Source organism: Pseudomonas sp. FGI182 (genome assembly GCF_000511325.1).
In the GTDB taxonomy this organism is placed as follows: Bacteria; Pseudomonadota; Gammaproteobacteria; order Pseudomonadales; family Pseudomonadaceae; genus Aquipseudomonas; species Aquipseudomonas putida_Z.
Window position 1 is genome coordinate 3029870 of record NZ_CP007012.1, and the last position, 21984, is coordinate 3051853.

General features: G+C 64.1%; 22 protein-coding genes. 6 read left to right on the forward strand and 16 right to left on the reverse strand.

All coding sequences use genetic code 11. The features are described 5' to 3' along the window. The first annotated feature begins 1 nt into the window (after position 1). Positions 2–616 (forward strand): LysE family translocator, encoded by a 615-nt coding sequence (locus tag C163_RS13400; RefSeq protein WP_025339242.1) that lies wholly within the window; start codon positions 2–4, stop codon positions 614–616. Here C163_RS13400 and C163_RS13405 read toward each other — a convergent pair. Then, positions 564–1289, reverse strand: coding sequence for a metallophosphoesterase (locus C163_RS13405; protein WP_025339243.1), 726 nt, complete (start codon positions 1287–1289; stop codon positions 564–566). The two genes, C163_RS13400 and C163_RS13405, sit on opposite strands and share 53 nt — an antisense overlap. Before the next feature lie 75 nt (positions 1290–1364). Between C163_RS13405 and C163_RS13410 the strand changes: the two genes are divergently transcribed. From C163_RS13410 to C163_RS13420, 3 genes are all read left to right on the forward strand, one after another. Then, entirely contained in the window at positions 1365–1880 is a 516-nt protein-coding gene (locus C163_RS13410; RefSeq protein WP_025339244.1) for a DUF3016 domain-containing protein, read from the forward strand. 76 nt (positions 1881–1956) lie between these two features. Beyond that, positions 1957–2700, forward strand: a complete 744-nt coding sequence (locus C163_RS13415; RefSeq protein ID WP_025339245.1) for a carbon-nitrogen hydrolase family protein — start codon at positions 1957–1959, stop codon at positions 2698–2700. After that, positions 2697–2939 (forward strand): hypothetical protein, encoded by a 243-nt coding sequence (locus C163_RS13420; RefSeq protein WP_025339246.1) that lies wholly within the window; start codon positions 2697–2699, stop codon positions 2937–2939. The genes C163_RS13415 and C163_RS13420 overlap by 4 nt, the downstream gene beginning before the upstream one ends. Positions 2940–2943: 4 nt before the next feature. On the opposite strand, the gene C163_RS13425 is transcribed toward C163_RS13420, so the two are convergent. From C163_RS13425 to C163_RS13465, 10 genes are all read right to left on the reverse strand, one after another. Continuing rightward, on the reverse strand, positions 2944–3444 hold the full coding sequence (locus C163_RS13425) for a methylated-DNA--[protein]-cysteine S-methyltransferase (RefSeq protein ID WP_025339247.1): 501 nt from the start codon (positions 3442–3444) through the stop codon (positions 2944–2946). 492 nt (positions 3445–3936) lie between these two features. Continuing rightward, positions 3937–4743 carry a CpsD/CapB family tyrosine-protein kinase gene (locus C163_RS13430; RefSeq protein ID WP_025339248.1) on the reverse strand — a complete coding sequence of 269 codons (807 nt, stop codon included), beginning with the start codon at positions 4741–4743 and terminating at the stop codon, positions 3937–3939. 10 nt (positions 4744–4753) lie between these two features. Continuing rightward, entirely contained in the window at positions 4754–6316 is a 1563-nt protein-coding gene (locus C163_RS13435; protein ID WP_025339249.1) for a Wzz/FepE/Etk N-terminal domain-containing protein, read from the reverse strand. Positions 6317–6335: 19 nt separating this feature from the next. Next, on the reverse strand, positions 6336–7451 hold the full coding sequence (locus C163_RS13440) for a hypothetical protein (RefSeq protein ID WP_025339250.1): 1116 nt from the start codon (positions 7449–7451) through the stop codon (positions 6336–6338). A gap of 24 nt (positions 7452–7475) precedes the next feature. Beyond that, positions 7476–8033 (reverse strand): polysaccharide biosynthesis/export family protein, encoded by a 558-nt coding sequence (locus C163_RS13445; protein WP_025339251.1) that lies wholly within the window; start codon positions 8031–8033, stop codon positions 7476–7478. Between the two features lie 243 nt (positions 8034–8276). Next, positions 8277–8453, reverse strand: a complete 177-nt coding sequence (gene eppA / locus C163_RS27315; protein WP_177325760.1) for an EPS-associated small membrane protein EppA — start codon at positions 8451–8453, stop codon at positions 8277–8279. Between the two features lie 252 nt (positions 8454–8705). Next, entirely contained in the window at positions 8706–9248 is a 543-nt protein-coding gene (locus C163_RS13450) for a helix-turn-helix domain-containing protein (RefSeq protein WP_025339252.1), read from the reverse strand. A gap of 222 nt (positions 9249–9470) precedes the next feature. Next, a complete protein-coding gene (locus C163_RS13455) occupies positions 9471–10889 on the reverse strand; it encodes a short-chain fatty acid transporter (protein WP_025339253.1) in 1419 nt (472 codons plus the stop codon). Positions 10890–11079: 190 nt separating this feature from the next. Then, complete coding sequence (locus C163_RS13460; RefSeq protein ID WP_025339254.1) at positions 11080–11736, reverse strand: CoA transferase subunit B; 657 nt, start codon at positions 11734–11736, stop codon at positions 11080–11082. A gap of 35 nt (positions 11737–11771) precedes the next feature. After that, on the reverse strand, positions 11772–12470 hold the full coding sequence (locus C163_RS13465) for a CoA transferase subunit A (protein WP_015270421.1): 699 nt from the start codon (positions 12468–12470) through the stop codon (positions 11772–11774). A gap of 140 nt (positions 12471–12610) precedes the next feature. On the opposite strand from C163_RS13465, the gene C163_RS13470 reads away from it, so the two are divergent. Together C163_RS13470 and C163_RS13475 are read left to right on the forward strand one after the other, a co-directional pair. After that, positions 12611–13516: a LysR family transcriptional regulator gene (locus C163_RS13470; protein ID WP_025339255.1), complete on the forward strand. Its 906-nt coding sequence runs from the start codon at positions 12611–12613 to the stop codon at positions 13514–13516. Next, positions 13504–14325 carry an aldo/keto reductase gene (locus C163_RS13475; RefSeq protein WP_025339256.1) on the forward strand — a complete coding sequence of 274 codons (822 nt, stop codon included), beginning with the start codon at positions 13504–13506 and terminating at the stop codon, positions 14323–14325. Before C163_RS13470 ends, C163_RS13475 begins: the two co-directional genes overlap by 13 nt. 497 nt (positions 14326–14822) lie before the next feature. Here the strand turns inward: C163_RS13475 and C163_RS13480 are convergent, their stop codons facing one another. From C163_RS13480 to C163_RS13500, 5 genes are all read right to left on the reverse strand, one after another. Then, on the reverse strand, positions 14823–17903 hold the full coding sequence (locus C163_RS13480; protein ID WP_025339257.1) for an error-prone DNA polymerase: 3081 nt from the start codon (positions 17901–17903) through the stop codon (positions 14823–14825). Further along, the gene (locus tag C163_RS13485) at positions 17900–19318 is read right to left on the reverse strand and encodes a DNA polymerase Y family protein (RefSeq protein WP_025339258.1); all 1419 of its coding nucleotides are present in this window, start codon (positions 19316–19318) and stop codon (positions 17900–17902) included. The genes C163_RS13480 and C163_RS13485 overlap by 4 nt, the downstream gene beginning before the upstream one ends. A gap of 6 nt (positions 19319–19324) precedes the next feature. Continuing rightward, positions 19325–19945 carry a translesion DNA synthesis-associated protein ImuA gene (gene imuA / locus C163_RS13490; protein WP_025339259.1) on the reverse strand — a complete coding sequence of 207 codons (621 nt, stop codon included), beginning with the start codon at positions 19943–19945 and terminating at the stop codon, positions 19325–19327. Beyond that, positions 19945–20562, reverse strand: coding sequence for a transcriptional repressor LexA (gene lexA / locus C163_RS13495; protein WP_025339260.1), 618 nt, complete (start codon positions 20560–20562; stop codon positions 19945–19947). Before lexA ends, imuA begins: the two co-directional genes overlap by 1 nt. 270 nt (positions 20563–20832) lie before the next feature. Beyond that, positions 20833–21882, reverse strand: coding sequence for an alpha/beta fold hydrolase (locus C163_RS13500; RefSeq protein WP_025339261.1), 1050 nt, complete (start codon positions 21880–21882; stop codon positions 20833–20835). Positions 21883–21984: the final 102 nt, after the last annotated feature.

A 21984-nucleotide genomic window follows, 5' to 3' on the forward strand; every position in this document is an offset into this window, starting at 1 on the left:
AATGCAACAGTTCCTGATCATCGCCCTCGCCCACTTCCTCGCCCTGCTCTCTCCCGGCCCGGACTTCTTCCTGGTCGCACGCACCTCGGTCAGCGCCGGCTGGCGCGTCGCGAGCGGCGCCTGCCTGGGTATCGCCCTGGCCAATGGCGTGTTCATCATCATGGCTTTCACCGGCCTGTCGGTACTGCAGGAAGGCAGCCTGCTGTTCACCGCCCTGCAACTGGCCGGCGCCGGCTACCTGCTGTACATCGGCACCCTGTTCCTGCGCCATGCCGGGCAAACCAGCCTGGGCGCAGTCGCTGGCAAGCAGACCGCCCAAGGGTGGTGGCGGGGATTGGGCATGGGATTCCTGTCCGGCATCCTCAACCCCAAGAATGCGCTGTTCTATGCCAGCCTGGTCAGCATGGTCGCCAGCGCCAGCTTTGCCTGGAAAGCAACCTGTGCCCTGTGGATGTTCAGCATCGTGCTGCTGTGGGACCTGCTGGTTGCCGTGGCCATCGGCAACCCGCTGGTGCTGCGGCGCTTTGCCCGCTGCCTGCCTTGGCTGGAGCGGGCCTCCGGGGTCATGCTGGTGCTATTGGCTGCGGCACTGTTGTTTCACCTGGCCTGGGGCTGACCAGTTGCAGGGTCCGCATGTCCATCAAGGTGAAATGGCCACTGGCCCAACCCCCGGTATCCAAGTGCCAGACATTGCCCAGCAGCTTGGCCTCCAGTACCGGCGTGTGGCCCACCAACAAGGCACGCAGGCCCTGCACGGGCTCGGTATCACCTACCTTCAACCGCCGCCGCGACCATTGGCACACTTCCCGTACTTGCGGGTCGTCCTCCAGTTCCAGCCAGGTCCTCAATACTGCCCAATCGGCATACGGACTGTCGGCATGCAGCAGGCCTACCAGGCCCGCCGCACTTTCAACCTCTATCGCAATCGGCAACTGCTCGAAGCGCTCCACGAAACGCAACTGCTCGCCCCGCGGCAGGTCAAGAAACCAGCCACCCCCGGCGGCGCGATACATGTCCAGATCAAGCGGCCCGCCGCGTACGCGGGTGATTGCCAGGGCCTCATGATTACCTTGCACGGCATGGAACCAGGGCTGCGCCAGCCATTCCAGCGCCGCCTCGCTGTCCGGGCCACGGTCGACCAGGTCACCCACGCTGAACAGGCGGTCCACGGCCGGATCGAACCCCACCCCATCCAGGCATTGTTGCAGGCGCTGGAAGTGACCATGGATATCGCCCACCGCCAGGTCACGCCCCCGCAGGTTGGCAATCAGACGCCGAAACCGTGCCATTACAATCTTCCTCTGCTGGTAGCGCCATGCCAGGGGTAAAATGGAGGCACACGCAATCTGCCCCGGAGGTGCATCATGCGTACCGCCCTCGTGTGTGCCGTGCTCATGGCGCTGTCATTGGACAGCATGGCACAAGGTGCCCCGGCCGCGCAGGTCGAGGTACGTTTCGACCATCCGGAAAAATTCCGCGATGCCAGCCTCGACAGCCACGGGTACGAGCGTGGCGCCGACGCCTATGTGATGAAAACCTTGACCCAGTACCTGCAGAAGCTTGGCCAACGCTACCTGCAACCTGGCCAGCAACTGGTCATCGACATTCGCGACATCGACCTGGCCGGGCGTTTCGAGCCCTGGCACAGCCAGACCTACGATGTACGTTTCATGCGCGAAATCACCTGGCCGACCATCGACCTCAGCTACACCCTCAGCCAACCGGGCAAACCCGACCAGCAGGCGCAGGAACGGGTCAGCGACAAGATGTACCTCAGCCGCCCGGGCCGGGTCACGAGCAGCAGCGACCGCCTGTATGCCGAAAAGGCCATGCTCAACGACTGGTTCCGCCAACGCTTCGCCGTCCACCCGGCATCCTGAAAATCCCTTCACTGGTACAGGCGTTGGTGCCGGTAGTATGCTCGGCCCTTCAACCTGTACCAGGGAAGGGTTTTTCATGAAGTTGTGCGCCGTGCAACTGGCGTCGCTCAAGGGCGATGTGCAAGCCAACCTCGAACGCCACCTGGCCTGCATCGAACAGGCCGCGGCCCTTGGCGCCGAACTGGTGGTATTTCCCGAACTGTCGCTGACCGGCTATGAGCCAACCCTCGCGCGCCAGACCGCCCTGCCCGTCAGTTCGACGCGGCTGGACCCGCTGCAGGCAGCCTGCGACCGGCTTGGTATCACCGTCGCCGCAGGCCTGCCACTGCCGACCCCTGATGGCATTCGTATCGGCATGCCAATCCTCAGCCGCGGTGCACCGCGCCAGGCCTATGCCAAGCGGCGCCTGCATGATGATGAACTGCCCTGGTTCACCCCAGGCGATCAAGCCTTGCTGCTGCAGGTAGGCGCGCACCGGGTAGCGCCTGCGATCTGCTACGAATCGATGTTCATGGCGCATGCGGCAGCCGCACGGGAACACGGCGCCGACCTGTACCTGGTCAGCGTGGCGAAAACCGCCAAGGGCATCCGCGAGGGTTACCAGCACTACCCCGAGGTGGCGCGTGAGCTGGGCATGACGGTGTTGCTGGCCAACTGCGTGGGGCCGGCCGATACCTTCATTGGTGCCGGCGGCTCGGCGGCCTGGGACAGCCAGGGGCGCTTGCTGGCCAGACTGGACGACCACAGCGAAGGGCTGATCGTGCTGGACACCGCCAACGCCAGTGCCATGGCCGTGCCCCTGGCCCCGTACCCGGTATGATCTATCTGTTCCTGGCGTTGCTGAGCTATGCCTGTACCTACTACCTGACGGGTCTGCTCATCCAGGGGCAACTGGCCGATGTGGCCGAGGGTTTGCGCCACCGGCCCGACGCGCCGACACCTGGCGAGTACCTGCGCGCAGTCAAGCCCCATGCGCGCCGGGCCCATCGGCAGTACACCCTGATGGCCGGCACGGCGTTGGCCGTGCTGGTCTGCCTGGCCGCCAGCTGGTTCTGCTGACGCCTTACAGGTCCAGTGCCAGGCTTTGCCGGCCCTCCAGCGCCAGCAGGTACTGCTTGGCCGCCAGGCCACCGGCAAAGCCGGTGAGGCTGCCCGAAGCACCGATCACCCGATGGCACGGGGCGATGATCGAGATCGGGTTGCGGCCATTGGCGGCGCCTACCGCGCGCACCGCGCTGGGGTTGCCGATCTGCCGGGCGATGTCGCTGTAGCTGCGGGTTTCACCGAACGGTATCGCCAACAGCGCGGCCCATACCTGACGCTGGAATTCGGTGCCGGCAAAATCCAGCGCCAGTTCGAAGCGCTGACGTTTGCCGGCAAAGTACTCGCCGAGTTGACGGGCGGTTTCCAGCAGTACCGGGCACTGGTCATCGCGGTGCAGGGCGCCAAGGCGCACGCGGTTTTCCCGCTCCTCCTCCCAGAGTACGGCTGCCAGGCACTCGCCACGGGCTACCAGGGTCAAGGTGCCGACGGGCGACTGCATGAAGGTGAATGCGCTGGACATAAGCAGGCTCCTGCCAGGTTGCGATCAACCTACTGTACGCATCCACAGCCCTGCCTGCATCCGCTTTCTTGCTCAGGCAATCACGCAACCGGAACATCGGCGTCGGCATATTGCCCGGACCAGAGTGCCATCCACCGCGTCGTCTGCTTCGCGGGTGAACCCGCTCCCACAGGGCCCCCATCAGCTGAAGGAGTGCGCCATACCTGTGGGAGCGCGCCCGCGAACACCGGCGTAGCCGGTGCCATCCACCGCGTCGCCTGCTTCGCGGGCATGCCCGCTCCCACAGGGACCTCACCAGCTGAAGGAATGTGCTGTACCTGTGGGAGCGGGCGCGCCCGCGAACACCGGCGCAGCCGGTGCCATCCACCGCGTCGCCTGCTTCGCGGGCATGCCCGCTCCCACAGGGACCTCACCAGCTGAAGGAATGTGCTGTACCTGTAGGAGCGGCCTTGTGTCGCGATGGGCTGCGAAGCAGCCCCGGAATCCTGTGCCTCAATAATAGGTCCGAGGCTGCTCGTCAGCCTTGTTCAATACCGTCCCCACCAGGTTCACCCTGGCCAGGTGATGCAGGCAATCTTCGATTTCCTTCCTGTTGTTCATACCGTTGGCCACCACCAGCAGCACACAGTCGAACTTGGGTATCACGGTGATCGCATCGTCAGAGCTGAGCAACGGCGGCAAATCGAAAATGCAGATGCGCGACTCGTAGCGGTTGCGCAGTTCGCTGATCAGGTTGTTCACTTTGGGCGACGACAGCATTTCGGTAGACAACGGCACCGGTACCCGCGTGGGCAGTACCACGAACCGAGGCAAGGTCGGGTTGACCAGGCAGTCCTGCAGCTCGGCCTTGTCCGTCAGAAACTCGTTCAACGCCTGGTCCATGGGCAGGCCCAGGCTGCTGCCGACCTTGGGCCGACGCAGGTCGAAGTCCACCAGCAACGCAGTCTTGGTGGTGTGGTGGGCGATGCTCATGGCCAGGTTGATCGACAGCACCGTCTTGCCCGCTTCAGGGGTTGGCGAGGTGATGGCCAAGGTTCGCCAGCCATTCTCGTCCATGGTCCTGAGCACTTGCGTGCGCAGCAGGTCGATCGGCCCGTTCATGTTGGAGTTCTTGTTGTAGGCGACGATACGGTGACGCTCCAGGTGCTCCGCGCGCAGCGGCACCACCTTGGTGTTCACGTAATCGAACTGGCCAGGCACTTCCGCCAGCGCCGTACCTGGGGCGGGTGACAAGACCTGCGGGGTACCCGGGGTAACCTGGTGAAGATTATTGCCAACAGCCGACTTGGTCCTGTCCATCACTGCTTTCCTATGCAAACCGAGACATGACTTTGAACAACAGCACATCCAGTGGCATGTAGAACACGTGCACCAGCACCACCATGATAGCCGCCAGCACCAGTGCAGCCAGGATCAGCCAGTTGCGCCAACGCTTGCGCCTGGCCACATCGGCCTTGGTATCGATGTATGGCAGCGCCACCAGCACCCGCCTGCCCAGCAGGTTTTCCAAGGCACCGACGCCGCGAATGCGCTGGTTGAGCATTTCCAGCAGCATCACCAGCGCACCGCCACCTGCCGGTGCCAGCACCAGGCCCAGCGCAGCGATTTTCTTGCGGTTGGGTTTGATCGGTTTCTCGGGCATCAGCGGTGGCTCCAGCAGCACAAAGCGCTCGGCCTTGTTCTCCTGCTCCAGGCTTTCGGTAATCTTCGCGCCCATTTCCTTGGCGCGGATTTCCTCGTACTTCTTGCGCGCGTTGTCGTGGTCACGCATCAAGGTCACCAGGCCACGCTCGACCTGCGGCGCCTCGAGGATCTCGGCCTCGTAGCCTTCCATCTTGCGGGTCAGCTCGCGCTTCTGCTCGGCCAGCGAAGCAATGCGCACCTGTGCCGCGCTCATCTTGGCGCGCACGCGGGCGACATCGAGGCCGACCGTGGAGGCCGCCGCCGTGCGATTGCCACTGGCTTCGAGCGCCTGGATCCTGCGCTTGACCGCCACCACATCGGGGTGGGCTTCCTTGTAGCGGCTCAGCAGCCGGGCATACTCGGCCTTCAGGCTGGGCAGGTCCTGGGGCTGCTCGGCACTGGCCACCCGGGGGCCTTCGCCGACCTTGGTAGCCAGCCCGGCACTGGCCGCGGACAGTTCCAGCTCAAGGTAACGCAGCTCTTCCTGGGCGGCCTTGTAATCACGGTCGACCTCGCGGAACTCCAGCTCCGAGCGTGACAGCATGTTCATGCGCAGGGTCTGGTGCTCGGGCAAGGCATTGGCGTGGGCCTGCTTGAAATCCGCCAGCTGGTTTTCCAGGCTGGCCAGCTCGGCACCCAGCTTGTTCGCCTCCTGGGTGAGGAACTCGGTGGTTTCGTTGGCCCGCTCGGTACGCTGCTTGAGGTTCTCGTTGAGGAACAGCGTGACCAACTCGTCGGCAACTTCCTTGGCCACCTCCGGCTGCTTGTGCTCGAAGGACACATTGAACGCCACGGTCGCTTCGCCACGCCCGCGTACATAGGTGGTGAGGGTTTCGACCACGATGGCACTGCGCATGTGGTCGATCTTGTCGCTATCGCTGAAGCGCTTGTCGGGGAACAGGTTGTACTTGTCGATGATGCGCAGCAGGTTCTCGCGGGTCATCACCCGCTGGCGAATCACTTCGATGCGTTCATCGGCGAAACTGGTGTTGTTGGTCGATACCAGCTCGGGTGAAATCTGCTGCGACTCCACCAGGATGGTGCCGGTCGACTGGTAGATCGGCGGCACCATCACTGCGACAGCGACGGTCGCGGCCAGGATGACTACGATGCTCCCCCCCAACAACAGGGCCCGGTCCTTGATTATGGCGATGTAATCTCTGAGGGAGAGCTCGTAGTCGGACTTCATGGGGCCACCTGCCTGAAGTTCAGATGTCGGGGTACCTGTACGTCAACGTCAAACCCACGATCGTAGCGTTCGCATCAGCTTCGTGATCCTGCTGCCGATCCTTGTACATCAGCGACAGGCGCAGGTCCCAGTACGGCGAAAACTCGCGGCTGGCCCACACGCTGTAGGTCTGCAGGGTGTTGGGGGTCTGCCCTTTGCTGTCTTGCCAGGCAGCGTCCGCGCCCACCCGGGTCAATTCGCTGACGGCGTAACTCCACACACCGCGCACCTGGTCCAGCTCGGCGAAGCCGCCTTCGGCGCTGGCCACCGTGCTGCGTTCGGCGGTAAAGCTGGCGACGGCGCGCGCACCGGTATACAGCAGCGCTACCCCACCCTCCCCGCGTCGGCCACCTTCGTCACCGGAAACCTCGGTGACACCCACATGCGCATCGGCGCTGAGGCGTTCGGAGAACTGGTACTTGACCCCGACCGCCGGGCTGTAGCTGTTGGACGCCGTCGCCGTCTGGTCCTGCTCGGGCTCATAGCGCCGGGCGCCAAAGCGGCTGTACAGATCAGCCCGCTCGCTCCAGGCGTAGGTCCAGGTGAACACGTTGCCCAGTTCTTCGTAACCCGTCAGCGTACTGATGTCATAACGGGCACGGTTGTACGTGGTTTCGTTGCTCAAGGTGCTGCGTTCGGTAACCGCCTGGCTCCAGTTGCCGGCCAGCGTATACAGCTTTTGCGTGCCATCGGTGGTGACCACGCCGGTATCCAGCACCGTTCCCGACAGCGTCGAACTTTCGTTGTAACGCGCCAGCAGGCCAAACCGCCCGCGCTCGGTCTGGCGCTGCCAGCCCAGGCTCACGTCGGGGTCCTCACGGTTGTCGACCACCGCCGTGTCGGACGAGCGCAATACATGCACGCCCAGCCCCAACCTCAGTTCGTCACGGTCGAAGGTACCGATCAGGGTGTAATCCGGCGCGATGATCGTGCGCGTTATGCCCTTTTCACCCGACGACAGCAGCAAGGGGTTGCTGTCATGTTCGACGGATGTCGGTACCACCACCGTAGACTGCCAATTTGCTGCCAGGACTGTGTCCGTAAACGGCAACACCAAGATTGCCGTTGCAATGCTAGTTGTTCTGAGAAGAGGCATTAAGTGTTCTTATTAAAGGCAAGATCAAGGAACGACCAGCGTATCGCCAGCCTGCAGTTGGATGTTGGTGGACATATCCCGGCCAGACACCAGGTCTCTATATCGCACGGGCAGAATTTTTTGGGAAGCGCCGGTGCCACGCACCACTTTGATTTCGCTTTCATCTGCAAACTTGTCCAGGCCGCCCGACATGCTCAAAGCCTGCAGCACTGCGGTAGGGCCTGCCATTTGTACCGGCCCGGGCTTGATCACTTTGCCTTGTACATAGACCAGGTTGCCGGCGATGCTCTTGACGACAACGCTGACATTCGGGTCGGGGAGAAACTTCTCGAGTTTGGCAGCCACTTGTTTTTCAACGGTCGTCACATCCAGCCCGGCAACATCGATGCGCCCGGCCAAGGGGAACGTGATACTGCCATCGGGAAGTACGGTGGCTTCCTGGCGCAGGCTGTCTTCCTGCCATACCGAAACCATCACTACATCGCCGGGGCTGAGCAGGTAGGTAGCACTGTGCGGGTCGGCCTTACCGGCACCAGACCACACCATCAGCATGCAGAACGCGGCAAACATTGAACGCACCATGAGGGTCCCTCCGGCCGAAAAGGCCCGACAAAGAGCACTGAATGAGAACAACACACCAACTCTCGCTCCGCTTCGCGGCATACACCAACCGCGATGGCCTCGATCTTCCAGAGGCCTTGCCTTGACGCTGTGTGCCTGCAACCGTGGACCTGCACGGGCTACTGGCAATATAGCAACGGCTGGGGAATTGACAAGCCAGGCCCCGGGCCGCTGGTGTCAAGGGTTAAACCCAGGCTGGCGGACTCAGATCTGTTTCCTGTTGGCGACTGCCACAAAGCCAACGATAGCAAATGCAAAGAACCACCCTGCGGTTGAAACAGGGATGATACTGTTCTGATTGATATACATATCCGCCGCACGCGCCGCGCCACTCATCAGTGCCAGCAAAGACATCGATTTGATAATCAGAGCCGTGCGCATACGCCCCTCCTGTAAAGAGGAAAATCAACTATTTGTTGGCGTGGTGTTCGGAAGTTGTTTCACTGTTGAATTGAGCTTATGAACACAATGACATTGCGTCAACGATTCGACACTATAATAAAATTCAATGGACGCCGGACAACACAGTCAAAATATCGACGCGCAATTTGAGCACAGGGCACTGCATTGGTGGCGCCAACGTTTCATCGCTGAGAAAGGCAAGGCCGTGGGGCACTTTGGCGCCCCAGCGTGTTACTCGTCTGCGTGATGTACCACGACCAGCAACTGCGCCGGCAGCGGCCCCACCGACCTTAGCCGGTGGGGTGTCTGGGCATTGAAATGCAGGGCATCGCCTTGCTCCAGCATTACGCGCTCGCTCATGAAGTCCACTTCCACCTGGCCGGCGTGGACGAACAGAAATTCTTCGCCCAGGTGTTCCTTGAACGTGGGATCGCTGAACTCGGTCGGCGGCTGGATCAGGAACGGCAGCAGGCTGCGCTGCCCGACCTGGCTGGTGAGGGCCGCGTACCCCGGCCCTGCCCCGTCACCCACCAGGGCCTGGCGCTCGCCATGGCGCACCAGGCTGTAGCGGCTCTGGCCGGCCTGCTCTTCGGCGAACAGTTCTTCGACATTGACATTCAGTGCCCGCGCCAGCTTCAGCGCGGCGGCGATCGAGGGGGTGTTCAGGCCACGTTCGACCTTGGACAGGTAGCTCTTGGTCATGCCGGTCTTGTCGGCCAGCAGCTCCAGGGTCATCCCCAGTTTCTTTCGCAGCAGTTTCAATCGGATAGACATGTGACGCGGGTTTCCCAGGCGAAGGCAGCCTGGCCATCATACGTGGACTGCTCAGGAAATGCTGGGGCTGCTGCGCTGAGTCTTGTAGGAGCGGCCTTGTGTCGCGATAGGGCTGCAGAGCAGCCCCGGCAATTTGTGCACTATTGCTGAAATCCTGGGGCCGCTTTGCGGCCCTATCGCGACACAAGGCCGCTCCTACAAAAAGCCAGCGCAGGCCCAGGGTTACGGCATCACCGGCGGCAGGTACTGCAACGTCGTACCCAATGCCCACAGCAACACCAGCACCAGCGGCACGTGCACCAGCAACTGCACGAACGAGAAGCCGATCAGGTCGCGTGCCTTGAGCCCCAGTACCCCCAGCAGCGGCAGCATGTAGAACGGGTTGATCAGGTTCGGCAAGGCTTCGGCGGCGTTGTAGATCTGCACTGCCCAGCCCAGGTGGTACTGCAGGTCATTGGCCACCAGCATCACGTAAGGTGCCTCGATGATCCACTTGCCACCACCTGATGGGATGAAAAAGCCCAGCACCGCCGAATACACGCCCATCAGCACGGCATAGGTGTCATGCGTGGCGATCTGGGTGAAAAACAGCGAAATGTGGTGTGCCAAAGTCTGCTCGTCGAGGCCCTTCACCTGGGTGAGGATGGCCGCGATCGAGCCATACAGCGGGAACTGGATCAGCACCCCGGTGGTGGTCGGCACCGCGCGCGCCACCGCATCGAGGAAGCTGCGCGGGCGCCAGTGCAGCAAGGCACCAAGCATGATGAACAACAGGTTGTAAGTGTTCAGCCCGGAAATGGCGGTAATCGCCGGCTTGGTGGCGAACTCCTGGTACAGCCAGCCGGCAGCCAGGGCCACCAGCAACAGGATCAGGATGGGGCTGTGCTCAAGCCATTCGCCCGGGCGGGTGCGCTGGGGTGCCGGTGGCGCGGTGAAGGTGGGGTCGACCCCACAGTCCTGGGCGCTGCGCGCACTGTTCGGGCCCGGGGCCGTGGCGTAGGCGATCACCAGCGAGACCACCACCAACGCCGCCAGCATCACGCCGGACTGCCAGAGGAAGATGGTTTCGGTGAACGGGATTACCCCGGTAATCGACAGGATCGACGGTGGCAGGCTGGCCGGGTTGGCCTGCAGTTGCGCCGCCGACGAAGACAGGCCCAGCGCCCACACGGCACCCAGGCCCAGGTAGGCGGCTGCACCGGCGGCGCGGTAGTCCATCTTCAGTTCGGTGCGCCGGGCCAGGGCGCGCACCAGCAGGCCGCCGAACACCAGCGACAGGCCCCAGTTGAGCAGCGATGCCAGCATCGAGATCAGCGCCACCCAGCACACTGCCGAACGGCCATTGCCGGGGATGCGCGCCAGGCGGTCGATCAGCCGCGCCGCGGGCGGCGAACTGGCCACCACATAGCCGCCGATGACCACGAAGGCCATCTGCATGGTGAACGGGATCAGGCTCCAGAAGCCATCGCCAAAGGCCTTGGCGGTGTCGGTCGGCTTGGCGCCCATGGCCAGGGCGCCGATGCACACCAGCAGCACCGCCAGGGCGGCAAACACCCAGGAATCGGGGAACCAGCGTTCGGCCCAGTTGGAGCAGCGCAAGGCAAAGCGCGCGGAACGGCTGTCTTGGATTTCAGCGGCCACAGTTCAATTCCTTTTATTGGTTTTATCGGATACATCAGCAAATGCAAAACCCCTGTAGGAGCGGCCTTGTGTCGCGAAAGGGCCGCAACGCGGCCCCTCGATCTCGGCATCGATGCCAAAATCGCGGGGCTGCGTTGCAGCCCTTTCGCGACACAAGGCCGCTCCTACAGGGGCGGTGCGCGGCGATAGGTTAGAAGGTCATTTCCTTCACATCATCCGGCACGATCAGCTTGCCGGCGGTTTTCTCGATGATTTCCTCAACGCTCACCCCGGGCGCGGTCTCGCGCAGGATGAAGGCGCCGTCTTCGATTTCCAGGTAGGCCAGGTCGGTCAGCACCTTGCGGATGCAGCCAGCACCGGTCAACGGCAGGCTGCACTGCGGCAGCAGCTTGGACTCGCCGTCCTTGGAAGCGTGGGTCATGGTGACGATGATGTTCTCGGCACCGGCCACCAGGTCCATGGCGCCGCCCATGCCCTTCACCAGCTTGCCCGGGATCATCCACGAGGCGATGTTGCCTTGCACATCCACTTCGAAAGCGCCGAGCACGGTCAGGTCGACATGGCCGCCACGGATCATGGCGAACGACTGCGCCGAATCGAAGATCGAGGCACCGCGGCGGGCGGTGACGGTCTGCTTGCCGGCGTTGATCATGTCGGCATCGATGGTGCCTTCGGTGGGGAATTCGCCCATGCCGAGCAGGCCGTTTTCCGATTGCAGCATCACATCCATGTCGGCGGGTACGTAGTTGGCCACCAGGGTCGGAATGCCGATGCCCAGGTTTACGTAGTAGCCGTCCTTCAGTTCACGGGCGACGCGTTGCGCCATCTGTTCGCGGGTCAGTGCCATGGTCAGGATCTCTTTGTTGTTCTGGTGGATGGCGCTCAGGCCTTGACGGTGCGCTTTTCGATACGCTTTTCGAAGGTGCCGACGATGACGCGGTCCACGTAGATGCCCGGGGTGTGGATCTCGCTGGGCAGCAGCACGCCAGGTTCGACGATCTCTTCCACTTCGACCACGGTGATCTTGCCGGCGGTGGCGGCCAGCGGGTTGAAGTTTTGCGCGGTGTTGCGGTACACCACGTTGCCGTAGTGGTCGGCCTTCCAGCCCTTGACGATGGCGAAGTCGCCGGTGATGGATTCTTCGAGGATGTACTTGCGGCCGTTGAACTCGCGCACTTCCTTGCCATCGGCAACCGGGGTGCCGTAGCCGGTGGCCGTGTAGAAGGCCGGGATGCCGGCGCCACCGGCGCGCATTTTCTCGGCGAGGGTGCCTTGCGGGGTCAGTTCCACTTCCAGCTCGCCGCTCAGCAGCTGGCGTTCGAACTCGGCGTTCTCGCCCACGTAGGAAGCGACCATCTTGCGGATCTGACGGTCTTCCAGCAGCACGCCCAGGCCAAAGCCATCGACACCGCAGTTGTTGGAGACCACGGTCAGGCCCTTGACGCCACGGCGCTTGATTTCGCTGATAAGGTTTTCCGGGATGCCGCACAGGCCGAAACCACCAGCCAGTACCGTCATGTTGTCGGTCAGGCCTTCGAGGGCCTGTTCATAGGTTGCAACGCGCTTGTCCAGTCCGGCCATGCTGATCCGCCTTTTGTAGTTGTTGAACCGACGAGGCTGTCGGTGAGCGTGTGGGGACATCTTCACCGCAAGCGACTGATTTGTTAATTTTGTTTTCATCATCGATTGATAACTTTTGCAAAACAACCAAAAGGCCTGTCATGAACGTCAAGCAACTGCGCGCCTTTGTCGCTGTGGCCAAGTACCAGAGCTTCGCCCAGGCCGGTGAACACCTGCATGTCTCGCAACCGGCCCTGAGCCTGACCATCAAGGCCCTGGAAGAAAACCTTGGTGGCGCCCTGCTGAGCCGCACAACACGCAGCGTCAGCCTGACTGCCGAGGGCGAGGTACTGCTGCCACTGGCGCGGCGCCTGCTGGCCGACTGGGACGACACCGAAGAAATGCTGCGCCAGCGTTTCACCCTGCAACTGGGCCGGGTTTCGGTGGCGGCCATGCCGGCCTTTGCCGGCAATCTGCTGCCCTACTCGCTGAAGGTATTTCGCCAGCGTTACCCGAAGGTCAACGTCACGGTGCACGATGTGATCAACGAACAGGTGCAGGAACTGGTGCGCCATCGCCGCGTCGAACTGGGCATCGGCTTCGAACCGGACAACATCGATGGCCTGGATTTCCACCCGTTGTACATGGACCGCTTCGTCGCCGTGGTGCCCGCCGATTCGCCCTTGGCGCAGCTGCCCCAGGTCAGCTGGGCACAGTTGCTGGCCGAAGACTTCGTGGCCCTGCAACGCCCTTCGGCGGTGCGCCTGCTGATGGAACAGAACGTGGCCGCCCAGCACGGCAAACTGGCGGTGGCTTTCGAGAGCCACCAGCTGTCGACCATCGGCCGCATGGTTGCCAGTGGCCTGGGGGTCAGTGCCGTGCCGGCACTGTGCATCAACCAGATGCAGGAGCTTGGCGCCCGCTGCGTCACCCTGGTCGAGCCCACGGTCGAGCGCCGCATCGGCGTTATTGCCCTCAGCGAACACAAGCTTTCCACGGCCGCGCAAGCGCTGCTTGAGGTACTGCTTTCCAATACCCGCATCCCGGAGGTGACATGCGTTACGTGAAACTGGCAGGTTCGAGCGTTCCGGCCATTGGCCAGGGCACCTGGTACATGGGTGAAAATCCGGCCCGCAAGGCGGCCGAGGTGGCGGCCCTGCAACAGGGTATCGAACTTGGCCTGAGCTTGATCGATACCGCCGAGATGTATGCCGAAGGTGGCGCGGAAAACGTGGTTGGCCAGACCATTGCCGGGCGCCGCGACCAGGTGTTCCTGGTCAGCAAGGTGTACCCGCACAATGCCAGCCGGCGCGGTATGGCGGCGGCCTGCGAACGCAGCCTCACGCGCCTGGGCACCGACTGCATCGACCTGTACCTGCTGCACTGGCGTGGCCAGCACCCACTGGAGGAAACCGTCGAGGCCTTCGAGCGCTTGCGCGAGCAAGGCAAGATCAAGCGCTGGGGTGTTTCCAATTTCGACGTCGACGACCTGCGCGAACTGCACAACCCCGATTGCGCCACCAACCAGGTACTGTACAACCCGGCCCAGCGTGGCATCGAGTTCGACCTGTTGCCGTGGTGCGAAAAGCGCGCGCTACCGACCATGGCCTACTGCCCGCTGGCCCAGGCCGGGCGCCTGCTGCAGCACCCGGTGCTGGCGGAAATCGCCGAGCGCCATGGTGCCACGGCGGCCCAGGTAAGCCTGGCCTGGGTGACCCGTGATGACGGGGTGATCGCCATTCCCAAGGCCGTGACGCCCGAGCATGTGCGGTTGAATGCGGCTGCGGGTATGCTGACCTTGACCAGCGAAGACCTGCGGGCGATCGACCGGGCGTTCCCGGCACCGACGCGCAAGCAGCGGTTGGCGATGGTGTAGCGACTGGCACGGAATCGTTTTTTGTAGGAGCGGCCTTGCGTCGCGAAAGGGCCGCAAAGCGGCCCCAGCATTATCTGCAGTGACGCCGAAATCCTGGGGCTGCTACGCAGCCCTTTCGCGACGCAAGGCCGCTCCTACAGGTCAGCGCAATCCGGACTATGGCGAGACTCCTGTGGGAGCGGGCAAGGGTCGGGATTCGTGCAAGGCCATTTAACAGCCGGCTCACTTCCATCAACGCGTTCCCGGCACCGACGCGCAAGTAGCGGTTGGCGATGGTGTAGCGACTGGCACGAAATAGCTTTTTTGTAGGAGCGGCCTTGCGTCGCGAAAGGGCCGCAAAGCGGCCCCAGCATTATCTGCAGTGACGCCGAAATCCTGGGGCTGCTACGCAGCCCTTTCGCGACGCAAGGCCGCTCCTACAGGTCAGCGCAATCCGGACTATGGCGAGACTCCTGTGGGAGCGGGCGCGCCCACAAGGGCCCGCGCAAAGATGGGATTCAGTGAAAGTCCCGGCTGCGTACGTCCAGCCCTTGCAACAGCGGGCTCACATCCTCCAGTCGCCGTGCTATCAGGTGGCGCACGCCATTCTCCTGCTCCAGCCGCCCACTGACCTTGAGCAACTGCGACCCCACCAGCGCCCGCCGCTGCCGTTCGGCAAGCGCCCGCCACACCACCACATTGACCATGCCGTGCTCGTCCTCCAGGGTGACGAAGGTCACGCCACTGGCGGTCTGGGGCCGCTGGCGGCCCACCACCAACCCGGCCACGGCAATGTTGTCACCATGCCCGACATCTTGCAGCTCGCGCGAACTGCGACAGCCCAGCGCCCGCAGGCGTGAGCGCAACAAGGTCAGGGGATGCGGCCCAAGCGTGGTACCCAGGGCCTGGTAATCGGCCATCAGGTCCTCTGCCACACTGGGGACGGGCAGTTCGACGGTGCTTTCCGGCAAGGCTTCGATATCGGCGAACAAAGGCAACTGCGGCTGCACCGCCGCCACCTGCCAGCGCGCCTGGTGCCGGTCGCTGGCCAAGGCGCGCAGCGCGCCGGCATCGGCCAGGTGAGCGCGGGCGCGCGAATCGAGCCCGGCACGCAGGCACAGGTCTTGGACATCGCGCCATGGCCGCTGCGCCCTCGCCTGCTCCAGGCGCCTGGCATCGGCCTCGGCAAGGCCGCGCACCAGGCGCAAGCCCATGCGAATGGCCAGCACCTCTCCAGGCTCAGGCTCGAGCGTGCAGTCCCAGTCACTGTGGCACACATCCACCGGCCTCACCTCGATACCCTGGCGCCGGGCCTCTTGCAGCAACTGGTCGGGGCTGTAGAAGCCCATGGGCCAGCTGTTGACCAGCGCGCAGGTGAAAATCGCCGGTTCATGGCACTTGAGCCAGCTGCTGGCATAGCACAACAAGGCAAAGCTGGCCGCGTGCGACTCCGGAAAGCCATAGCTGCCAAAGCCCTTGATCTGCTCGAAGATGCGCTCGGCAAACGCCAAGTCATAACCATTGCGCAACATGCCCTGCACCAGCCGCTCGCGGTGCGGCTCCAGGCCGCCGTGGCGCTTCCAGGCGGCCATGCTGCGGCGCAACTGGTCGGCCTCGCCCGGGGTGTAGTCGGCCGCGACCATCGCCAGTTCCATCACCTGCTCCTGGAACAGCGGCACGCCCAGGGTGCGCTCGAACACTGCCTTCAGTTGCGGCGAGGGGTACGTCACCGGCTCCTGCTTCAGCCGCCGGCGCAGGTAAGGGTGGACCATGTCGCCCTGGATCGGCCCGGGGCGGACGATGGCCACCTCGATGACCAGGTCGTAGAACTTTGCGGGCCGCAGCCGCGGCAACATGGCCATTTGCGCGCGCGACTCGATCTGGAACACGCCCATGGTCTCGGCACGGCTGATCATCGCGTAGGTGGCCGGGTCTTCGGCGGGGATGGTCGCCAGGGTCAGGTGCCGGCCACGGTGGCGTTGCAGCAGGTCGAAGCAACGGCGCAAGGCGCTGAGCATACCCAGCGCCAGCACGTCGACCTTGAGCAGGCCGACCATGTCCAGGTCGTCCTTGTCCCACTGGATCACCGTGCGCTCCGGCATCGCGGCATTCTCCACCGGCACCAGCTCGTCCAGGGGTTGCTGCGAGATAACGAAGCCGCCCGGGTGCTGTGACAGGTGCCGAGGGAAGCCGATCAGTTCGCCGGCCAGCACCAGCACCCGGCGCAGCGAAGGGCTGCCCGCCTCGAAACCGGCCTCGGCCAGGCGCTGGTCATCGGGTATGCGATCGCTCCAGCGGCCGCAGCATTTGGCCAGGGCGTCCACCTGGTCGGCCGGCAGCCCCAGCACCCGCGCCACATCCCGCACCGCACCGGCAGCATGGTAGGTGTTGACCACCGCAGTGAGCGCCGCCCGGTGCCGGCCATAGCGACGAAATACATACTGGATCACCTCCTCGCGCCGGTCGTGCTCGAAGTCCACGTCGATGTCCGGCGGCTCGTTGCGCTCGCGCGACAGGAAGCGCTCGAACAACAGGTGGTGTTGCATGGGGTCGAGCTCGGTGATGCCCAGCACGAAGCACACCACCGAGTTGGCAGCCGAGCCCCGCCCCTGGCACAGAATGCGCTGGCTGCGGGCGAAGGCGACGATGTCGTGCACAGTCAGGAAGTAGCTTTCGTAGCCCAGCTCCTCGATCAGCGCCAGCTCCTTGGCCAGCACATCCCGCACCTTGATGCTCGGCCCGTTTGGCCAGCGCGACGGCAAACCCTGCTGGCACAATTCGCGCAACCAGCTCGCCGGGCTATGCCCCTGGGGCACCAGTTCGCGTGGGTACTGGTATTTCAATTCGCTCAGTTCGAACTGGCAGCGCGCTGCGATGGCCAAGGTCTCGGCCAGCAAGTCGGCGGGATAGAGTTCGCCCAGTTGCGCCTGGCTGCGCAGGTGCCGCTCGCCATTGGCAAACAGGAAGCGCCCGGCCTCGGCCACCATGCAATGCTGACGAATGGCGGTCATGCAATCTTGCAGGGCGCGACGACCGCGCACGTGCATGTGCACGTCGCCACAGGCCACGGCGCGGATGCCGACCCTGGCCGCCAGGCTACGCAAGCGTTCAAGGCGCAAGGTATCGTCACTGCCGCGGTGCAGGTGCACGGCCAGCCACAGGCGCTCGCCGAACACGCCGTGCAGCCACTGCCCGGGGGTGGCATCGCCGCTGTCATCGGCTACCCACAATGCCAGCAGGCCCTGATGGTGCTGCTGCAGGTCATCGCGAAACAGTTGGTACTCGCCCTTCTGCGCCCGCCGCCGGGCCCGGGTGATCAGCGCGCACAGGTTCTGGTAGCCGACCAGGTCCTGCACCAGCAGCACCAGCCTGGGGCCGTCCTGCAACTGCACTTCACTGCCCACGATCAGCCGCAGCTGGTGTTCCTTGGCCGCCTGCCAGGCACGGACGATACCGGCCAGGGTACATTCGTCGGTGATCGCCAGCGCCTGGTAGCCCTGTTCACGCGCGCGCCGGAACAGCTCGTCGGCGCTCGACGCGCCGCGCTGGAAGCTGAAGTTGGACAGGCAGTGCAGCTCGGCATAACCCGGGGTGTTCATGCGAACCAGCCCTGCAGCCACAACGGGCCGGCCTTGCCCAGGTCGCGATAGGCCCAGCCGCGCAGGCCGTCGCGGGTTTCGATGCGGTAATAGTCGCGGCGCACATCGCCGCCATCCCACCAGCCCGACTCGATGCGCTCGGCATGGCCTTGCAGGCGATAGCCGCCTTCGTCCAGCGCCATGGGGGCCGACAGCAGCCAGCCAGGGCGGCTGCCAGGAACGACCGGCATGTTGCCCTGGGCACCCTGCTCTACCGCTTGCCAGGCACACTCGGGGCGATGATCGGCTGCCGCGCTCAGGCCCTTGACCGCCTCATCCCCCAAGCGGGCGCGCAGCCGTTCGCGCAATTGTTCCCAAGGTTGCGCCTGTTGCGCACGCGGGTCGAACAATGCCTGGTGTTGCGGCACAAAGGGTGGCAGGTCCTCGGCAACCAGCCGCAGGTTGCGCACCGGTGCAGGAATGCGTAGCGGTTCCAGGCGCCCGCGCGCCAGTTCGAACAACATTGCCGCATCGCGTTCGGCGGCCAGCAGGCCTACCTGCAGCAAGGTATCCGGCCCTTCGGCGTGCTCCAGGTGCAGGCAGAAACGCTGCACGCCACAGTCACGCCCGGCGAGGAACGCGGCAAGGTCGTTGAGCATGCGCCGCAGCGGGAACAGCAGGGCCTGGTGCGATTCGACGTCGAAGTTCAGCTCCAGCCGGGCTTCGAAACGGTCCGGCGGCTGGTAGAAGCCCAGCCCCAGGTTGCGCAGGCCGAGCAACTGGTCAAGGTGCAGCTGCACCTGGGCCGGAAAGCGCCTGGCCAGGCTGTCGCGGGGCAAGGCCAGCACCTGGCTCAACTGGCGCAGGCCCATGCGGGCAAAGGCCTCGGCAGCCTGCGCAGGCAGGCCGATACGCTCGATGGGCATGCCCAGCAGCGCCGCACGGGTGGCATCGGCGTCACTCACGGCCAGGCCATCGTGAGCGTTGGCGAGCATGCGCGCCGCCACCGGGTTGCTGGCCAGGACGATGCGTTGGCGCAAGCCCAGTTCCGCCAGTTCCTGGCGCAGGCGTGCCTCGAACAGCGGCCAGGGGCCGAACAGTTGCAGGCTGGAGCCCACCTCCAGCAACAGCGCCCGTGGGTAGTGCAGGCTGACCTGGGCACTGAAGCGGTAGGCCCAGGCTGCCAGCAACTGCTGCACCTGGTCGATGCGCCTGGGGTCGGCTTCGACGCAGCTGAAGCCATCGGCCAGCGCACGCGCCGCCGTCAGGGTTTGCCCGGCCCGCAGGCCGAGCGCGGCCGCCGCCGGGTTGACCGCCTGCAGCACGCGTCGCTGGGTCGGCCCGCCAAGCAGCACCAGGGGGGTATCAGGGTCGTCACGCTCACGCAGGACCGTGTCCAGCGCCAGCTGCGGAAGCAGGATGCAGGCCCAGAGCATGTTGCATCAGCCCCGCCCCGGGCAGGCGATGGGCAGCGCCGGGGGCATGCCGCCACGGCTTTTCAGCACGCGCCATTGTGCCGGGCGGGTGTCGACGGCAATGCGCAGTGCTGCGGGTGAAGGATTGTGCGCCGCCTGTTGCGGCCGGCAGGCGAAGGCCAGCGCCTGCCCGGTTTCGGCAGCCACCTGCAAGCGCCGCAGGGCGCGGTCATCGGCACGTTCCGGCCAGCACAGCACCGCCGCGCAACTGCCGGAGCGCAGGCACTGCTCGGCGGCCCACAGGGCATCGGCAGGTGCGGCGTCCACCTGTACCAGCCAGCGCAGGTCCACCCCCGCGGCCTGCCAGGCCGGGGCGTAAGGAATGAATGGCGGAGCCACCAGCACGATTCGGCTGGCTTCAGCGCTCAAGCGGGCCAGGGTTGGCCACAGCAGCTGCAATTCGCCACAGCCGGGGCTGGCCAGCAACAGTTCGCTGAGCGCAGCCGCCGGCCAGCCACCTTCCGGCAGGCATTGGTCAAGGGCGGCATGGCCCGTGGGCTGCAGGCCGAGCGGCCGCGCCTGGGCCTGCCGACCGCGCCATACCCGGCGCTGATCGAGCAACCTGTCGAGGTCGACCACCGCGCCCATCAGTCACGCCTCAGCAAGCCGCAGAACACGCCTTCGATGAAGAACTCCTGTTCAGGCCGCACATCGATAGGTGCATAGGCCGGATTGCGTGGCAACAGCCGGTAATTGCCACCCTGGCGCTGCAGGCGCTTGATGGTCACCTCGCCGTCCAGGCGGGCGACCACGATCTGGCCATCGCGGGCATCGGCCTGCTGGAGGATGCCGACCAGGTCGCCGTCGAAAATGCCGTCGTCGATCATCGAGTCGCCACGCACCTTCAGCAGGTAGTCGGGGGTACGGCGGAACAGGCTGGGGTCGAGCAGCAACTGCTCGTGAATGTCGAGGTCCGGGCCGATGGGGGCGCCTGCCGCCACCTGGCCCAGCACCGGCACTTCGAGGATTTCCGGGCGGCGCAGCCGTTCGGCCAGGCGTATGCCCCGCGCCTGGTTCGGCGTGACGTCGATGTAGCCGGCCTGGCACAGGGCGGTGATGTGCTTGCGCGCGACACTGCGCGAGGCAAAACCGAAGCGCGTGGCGATATCGGCCAGGCTCGGCGGCTGGCCGTGGTCGGCGATGCGCTCACGGATGAACTCGAAGATGGCGCGGCGTTTTGGGGTAAGATTGTCCATGGAGCACATTTGTACTCTTTTCCGAGCACGCTGAACAGCCCCCTTCGTCGACGGCTTGGCGGCTGCGATCAATTGCGACCGCGAAACTACCGCAATGATGCTGAAGGCTATATGGCTGGTCCGGCAAACCTGACTGCACATGGCGAATTGAATCAGCAGGGACACTGTGGGAGCCGCGCTTGCCGGCGATGGGGCGCGAAGCGGCCCCGGTTACAGATGCCCGCTGTGGGTCGGTAACAGCCAGTCGGAGCAGACCGTTCCCGCCCCATCGCTGCGTCGTTACATAGACCAACGACCAAAATGCTGCTCCAGGAACTCAGTCACCAGCGAGGCGATCTGCAACTGGATCGCCCCCCGCGACCGGGCGTTATCGCCGTCCCGGCAAATGACACCATCCCCTGGAGCATCGTCTTCGAGCAACGCCATCGCGCCTGGTTTGCACGTCGACAAGAAGCTGAAATGGCTGGCGTCCTCGATCTCGACATAACGACTCGTCGCCGAGGGCAGACGCTTGGCAAGGTCAGCAGATTCCAGCTGCGCGGGAAGGTCTTCAGAAGGCGCGCCGGCCGCAATCACCAACGTCGGCACTGGCAAAGCCGCAAGGCTTTCATCGGTCAGGCCACGTGACAGGCCAAGATCCAGGGTAACGATGGCGGTGACACGACTGTCGCGCAAATCGCCACCCAGTCGAGCTTTCGATGCCGGGGCGCTGTCGGCATTGATCTGCTTGTAGACGCTGCAACTCGACAGCTGCGGATGGATGGAACAGTCCTGGGCAAAACGCTTGGGATCAAAGCGGGCGCCGGCAATTTCCAGCGCGGTCCAGCCGCCCAGTGAGTGGCCGACCACTGCAACTTGGCCCTTCGCCACCCGCCCGAACTGATCCGCCTGGGCCATGACCGCATCGATGGCCCGCTGCAAGTCAATGGGACGCCGCCACAACTGTGCCGCGGCTTCAGGGTTGCGATCGCGGGTAGTAGTGCCGGGGTGGTTGACCGCCGCCACGATGTAGCCTTGGTGAGCCAGTGCACTGGCCAGCCACGACTGGTTTCCCCAATTGCCGCGAAAGCCGTGGGAAAGCACCACCAATGGATACGTGCCTGCAGTTGGAGGTGCATCGCGCACAGCGAGGTCACCGCTGAAAACCGGAGTATCAGCGATCAACTGTGGTGGCGCAGTGGTCGTACTCGGGTACCAGACGACCAGCTCCAGCGGACGGTCAGTTTGCCTGTCCGGTAATGTCGAGGTCTTGAAGCCAATGGTCTTGTAGCCAGCGAATGCAGGTATGTCCAGACAGATAAAAAGCAACAAGCCGAGCACTGTTTTCATTGTTTTTCTTCCTTGATAGGTCAGCGTCGATCAGATGCAAACCGGTACGCGGGAAACATATCAGCCCTCGCCGCGACCCACACAATCTTTCCGGCGATGCAG

What these genes read in the sequence shown, in the direction of transcription:
- C163_RS13400 (WP_025339242.1), top strand. Translation starts at nt 2, where the DNA reads ATGCAACAGTTCCTGATCATCGCCCTCGCCCACTTCCTCGCCCTGCTC.
- C163_RS13405 (WP_025339243.1), bottom strand. Translation starts at nt 1,289, where the DNA reads ATGGCACGGTTTCGGCGTCTGATTGCCAACCTGCGGGGGCGTGACCTG.
- C163_RS13410 (WP_025339244.1), top strand. Translation starts at nt 1,365, where the DNA reads ATGCGTACCGCCCTCGTGTGTGCCGTGCTCATGGCGCTGTCATTGGAC.
- C163_RS13415 (WP_025339245.1), top strand. Translation starts at nt 1,957, where the DNA reads ATGAAGTTGTGCGCCGTGCAACTGGCGTCGCTCAAGGGCGATGTGCAA.
- C163_RS13420 (WP_025339246.1), top strand. Translation starts at nt 2,697, where the DNA reads ATGATCTATCTGTTCCTGGCGTTGCTGAGCTATGCCTGTACCTACTAC.
- C163_RS13425 (WP_025339247.1), bottom strand. Translation starts at nt 3,444, where the DNA reads ATGTCCAGCGCATTCACCTTCATGCAGTCGCCCGTCGGCACCTTGACC.
- C163_RS13430 (WP_025339248.1), bottom strand. Translation starts at nt 4,743, where the DNA reads ATGGACAGGACCAAGTCGGCTGTTGGCAATAATCTTCACCAGGTTACC.
- C163_RS13435 (WP_025339249.1), bottom strand. Translation starts at nt 6,316, where the DNA reads ATGAAGTCCGACTACGAGCTCTCCCTCAGAGATTACATCGCCATAATC.
- C163_RS13440 (WP_025339250.1), bottom strand. Translation starts at nt 7,451, where the DNA reads ATGCCTCTTCTCAGAACAACTAGCATTGCAACGGCAATCTTGGTGTTG.
- C163_RS13445 (WP_025339251.1), bottom strand. Translation starts at nt 8,033, where the DNA reads ATGGTGCGTTCAATGTTTGCCGCGTTCTGCATGCTGATGGTGTGGTCT.
- eppA (WP_177325760.1), bottom strand. Translation starts at nt 8,453, where the DNA reads ATGCGCACGGCTCTGATTATCAAATCGATGTCTTTGCTGGCACTGATG.
- C163_RS13450 (WP_025339252.1), bottom strand. Translation starts at nt 9,248, where the DNA reads ATGTCTATCCGATTGAAACTGCTGCGAAAGAAACTGGGGATGACCCTG.
- C163_RS13460 (WP_025339254.1), bottom strand. Translation starts at nt 11,736, where the DNA reads ATGGCACTGACCCGCGAACAGATGGCGCAACGCGTCGCCCGTGAACTG.
- C163_RS13465 (WP_015270421.1), bottom strand. Translation starts at nt 12,470, where the DNA reads ATGGCCGGACTGGACAAGCGCGTTGCAACCTATGAACAGGCCCTCGAA.
- C163_RS13470 (WP_025339255.1), top strand. Translation starts at nt 12,611, where the DNA reads ATGAACGTCAAGCAACTGCGCGCCTTTGTCGCTGTGGCCAAGTACCAG.
- C163_RS13475 (WP_025339256.1), top strand. Translation starts at nt 13,504, where the DNA reads ATGCGTTACGTGAAACTGGCAGGTTCGAGCGTTCCGGCCATTGGCCAG.
- C163_RS13480 (WP_025339257.1), bottom strand. Translation starts at nt 17,903, where the DNA reads ATGAACACCCCGGGTTATGCCGAGCTGCACTGCCTGTCCAACTTCAGC.
- C163_RS13485 (WP_025339258.1), bottom strand. Translation starts at nt 19,318, where the DNA reads ATGCTCTGGGCCTGCATCCTGCTTCCGCAGCTGGCGCTGGACACGGTC.
- imuA (WP_025339259.1), bottom strand. Translation starts at nt 19,945, where the DNA reads ATGGGCGCGGTGGTCGACCTCGACAGGTTGCTCGATCAGCGCCGGGTA.
- lexA (WP_025339260.1), bottom strand. Translation starts at nt 20,562, where the DNA reads ATGTGCTCCATGGACAATCTTACCCCAAAACGCCGCGCCATCTTCGAG.
- C163_RS13500 (WP_025339261.1), bottom strand. Translation starts at nt 21,882, where the DNA reads ATGAAAACAGTGCTCGGCTTGTTGCTTTTTATCTGTCTGGACATACCT.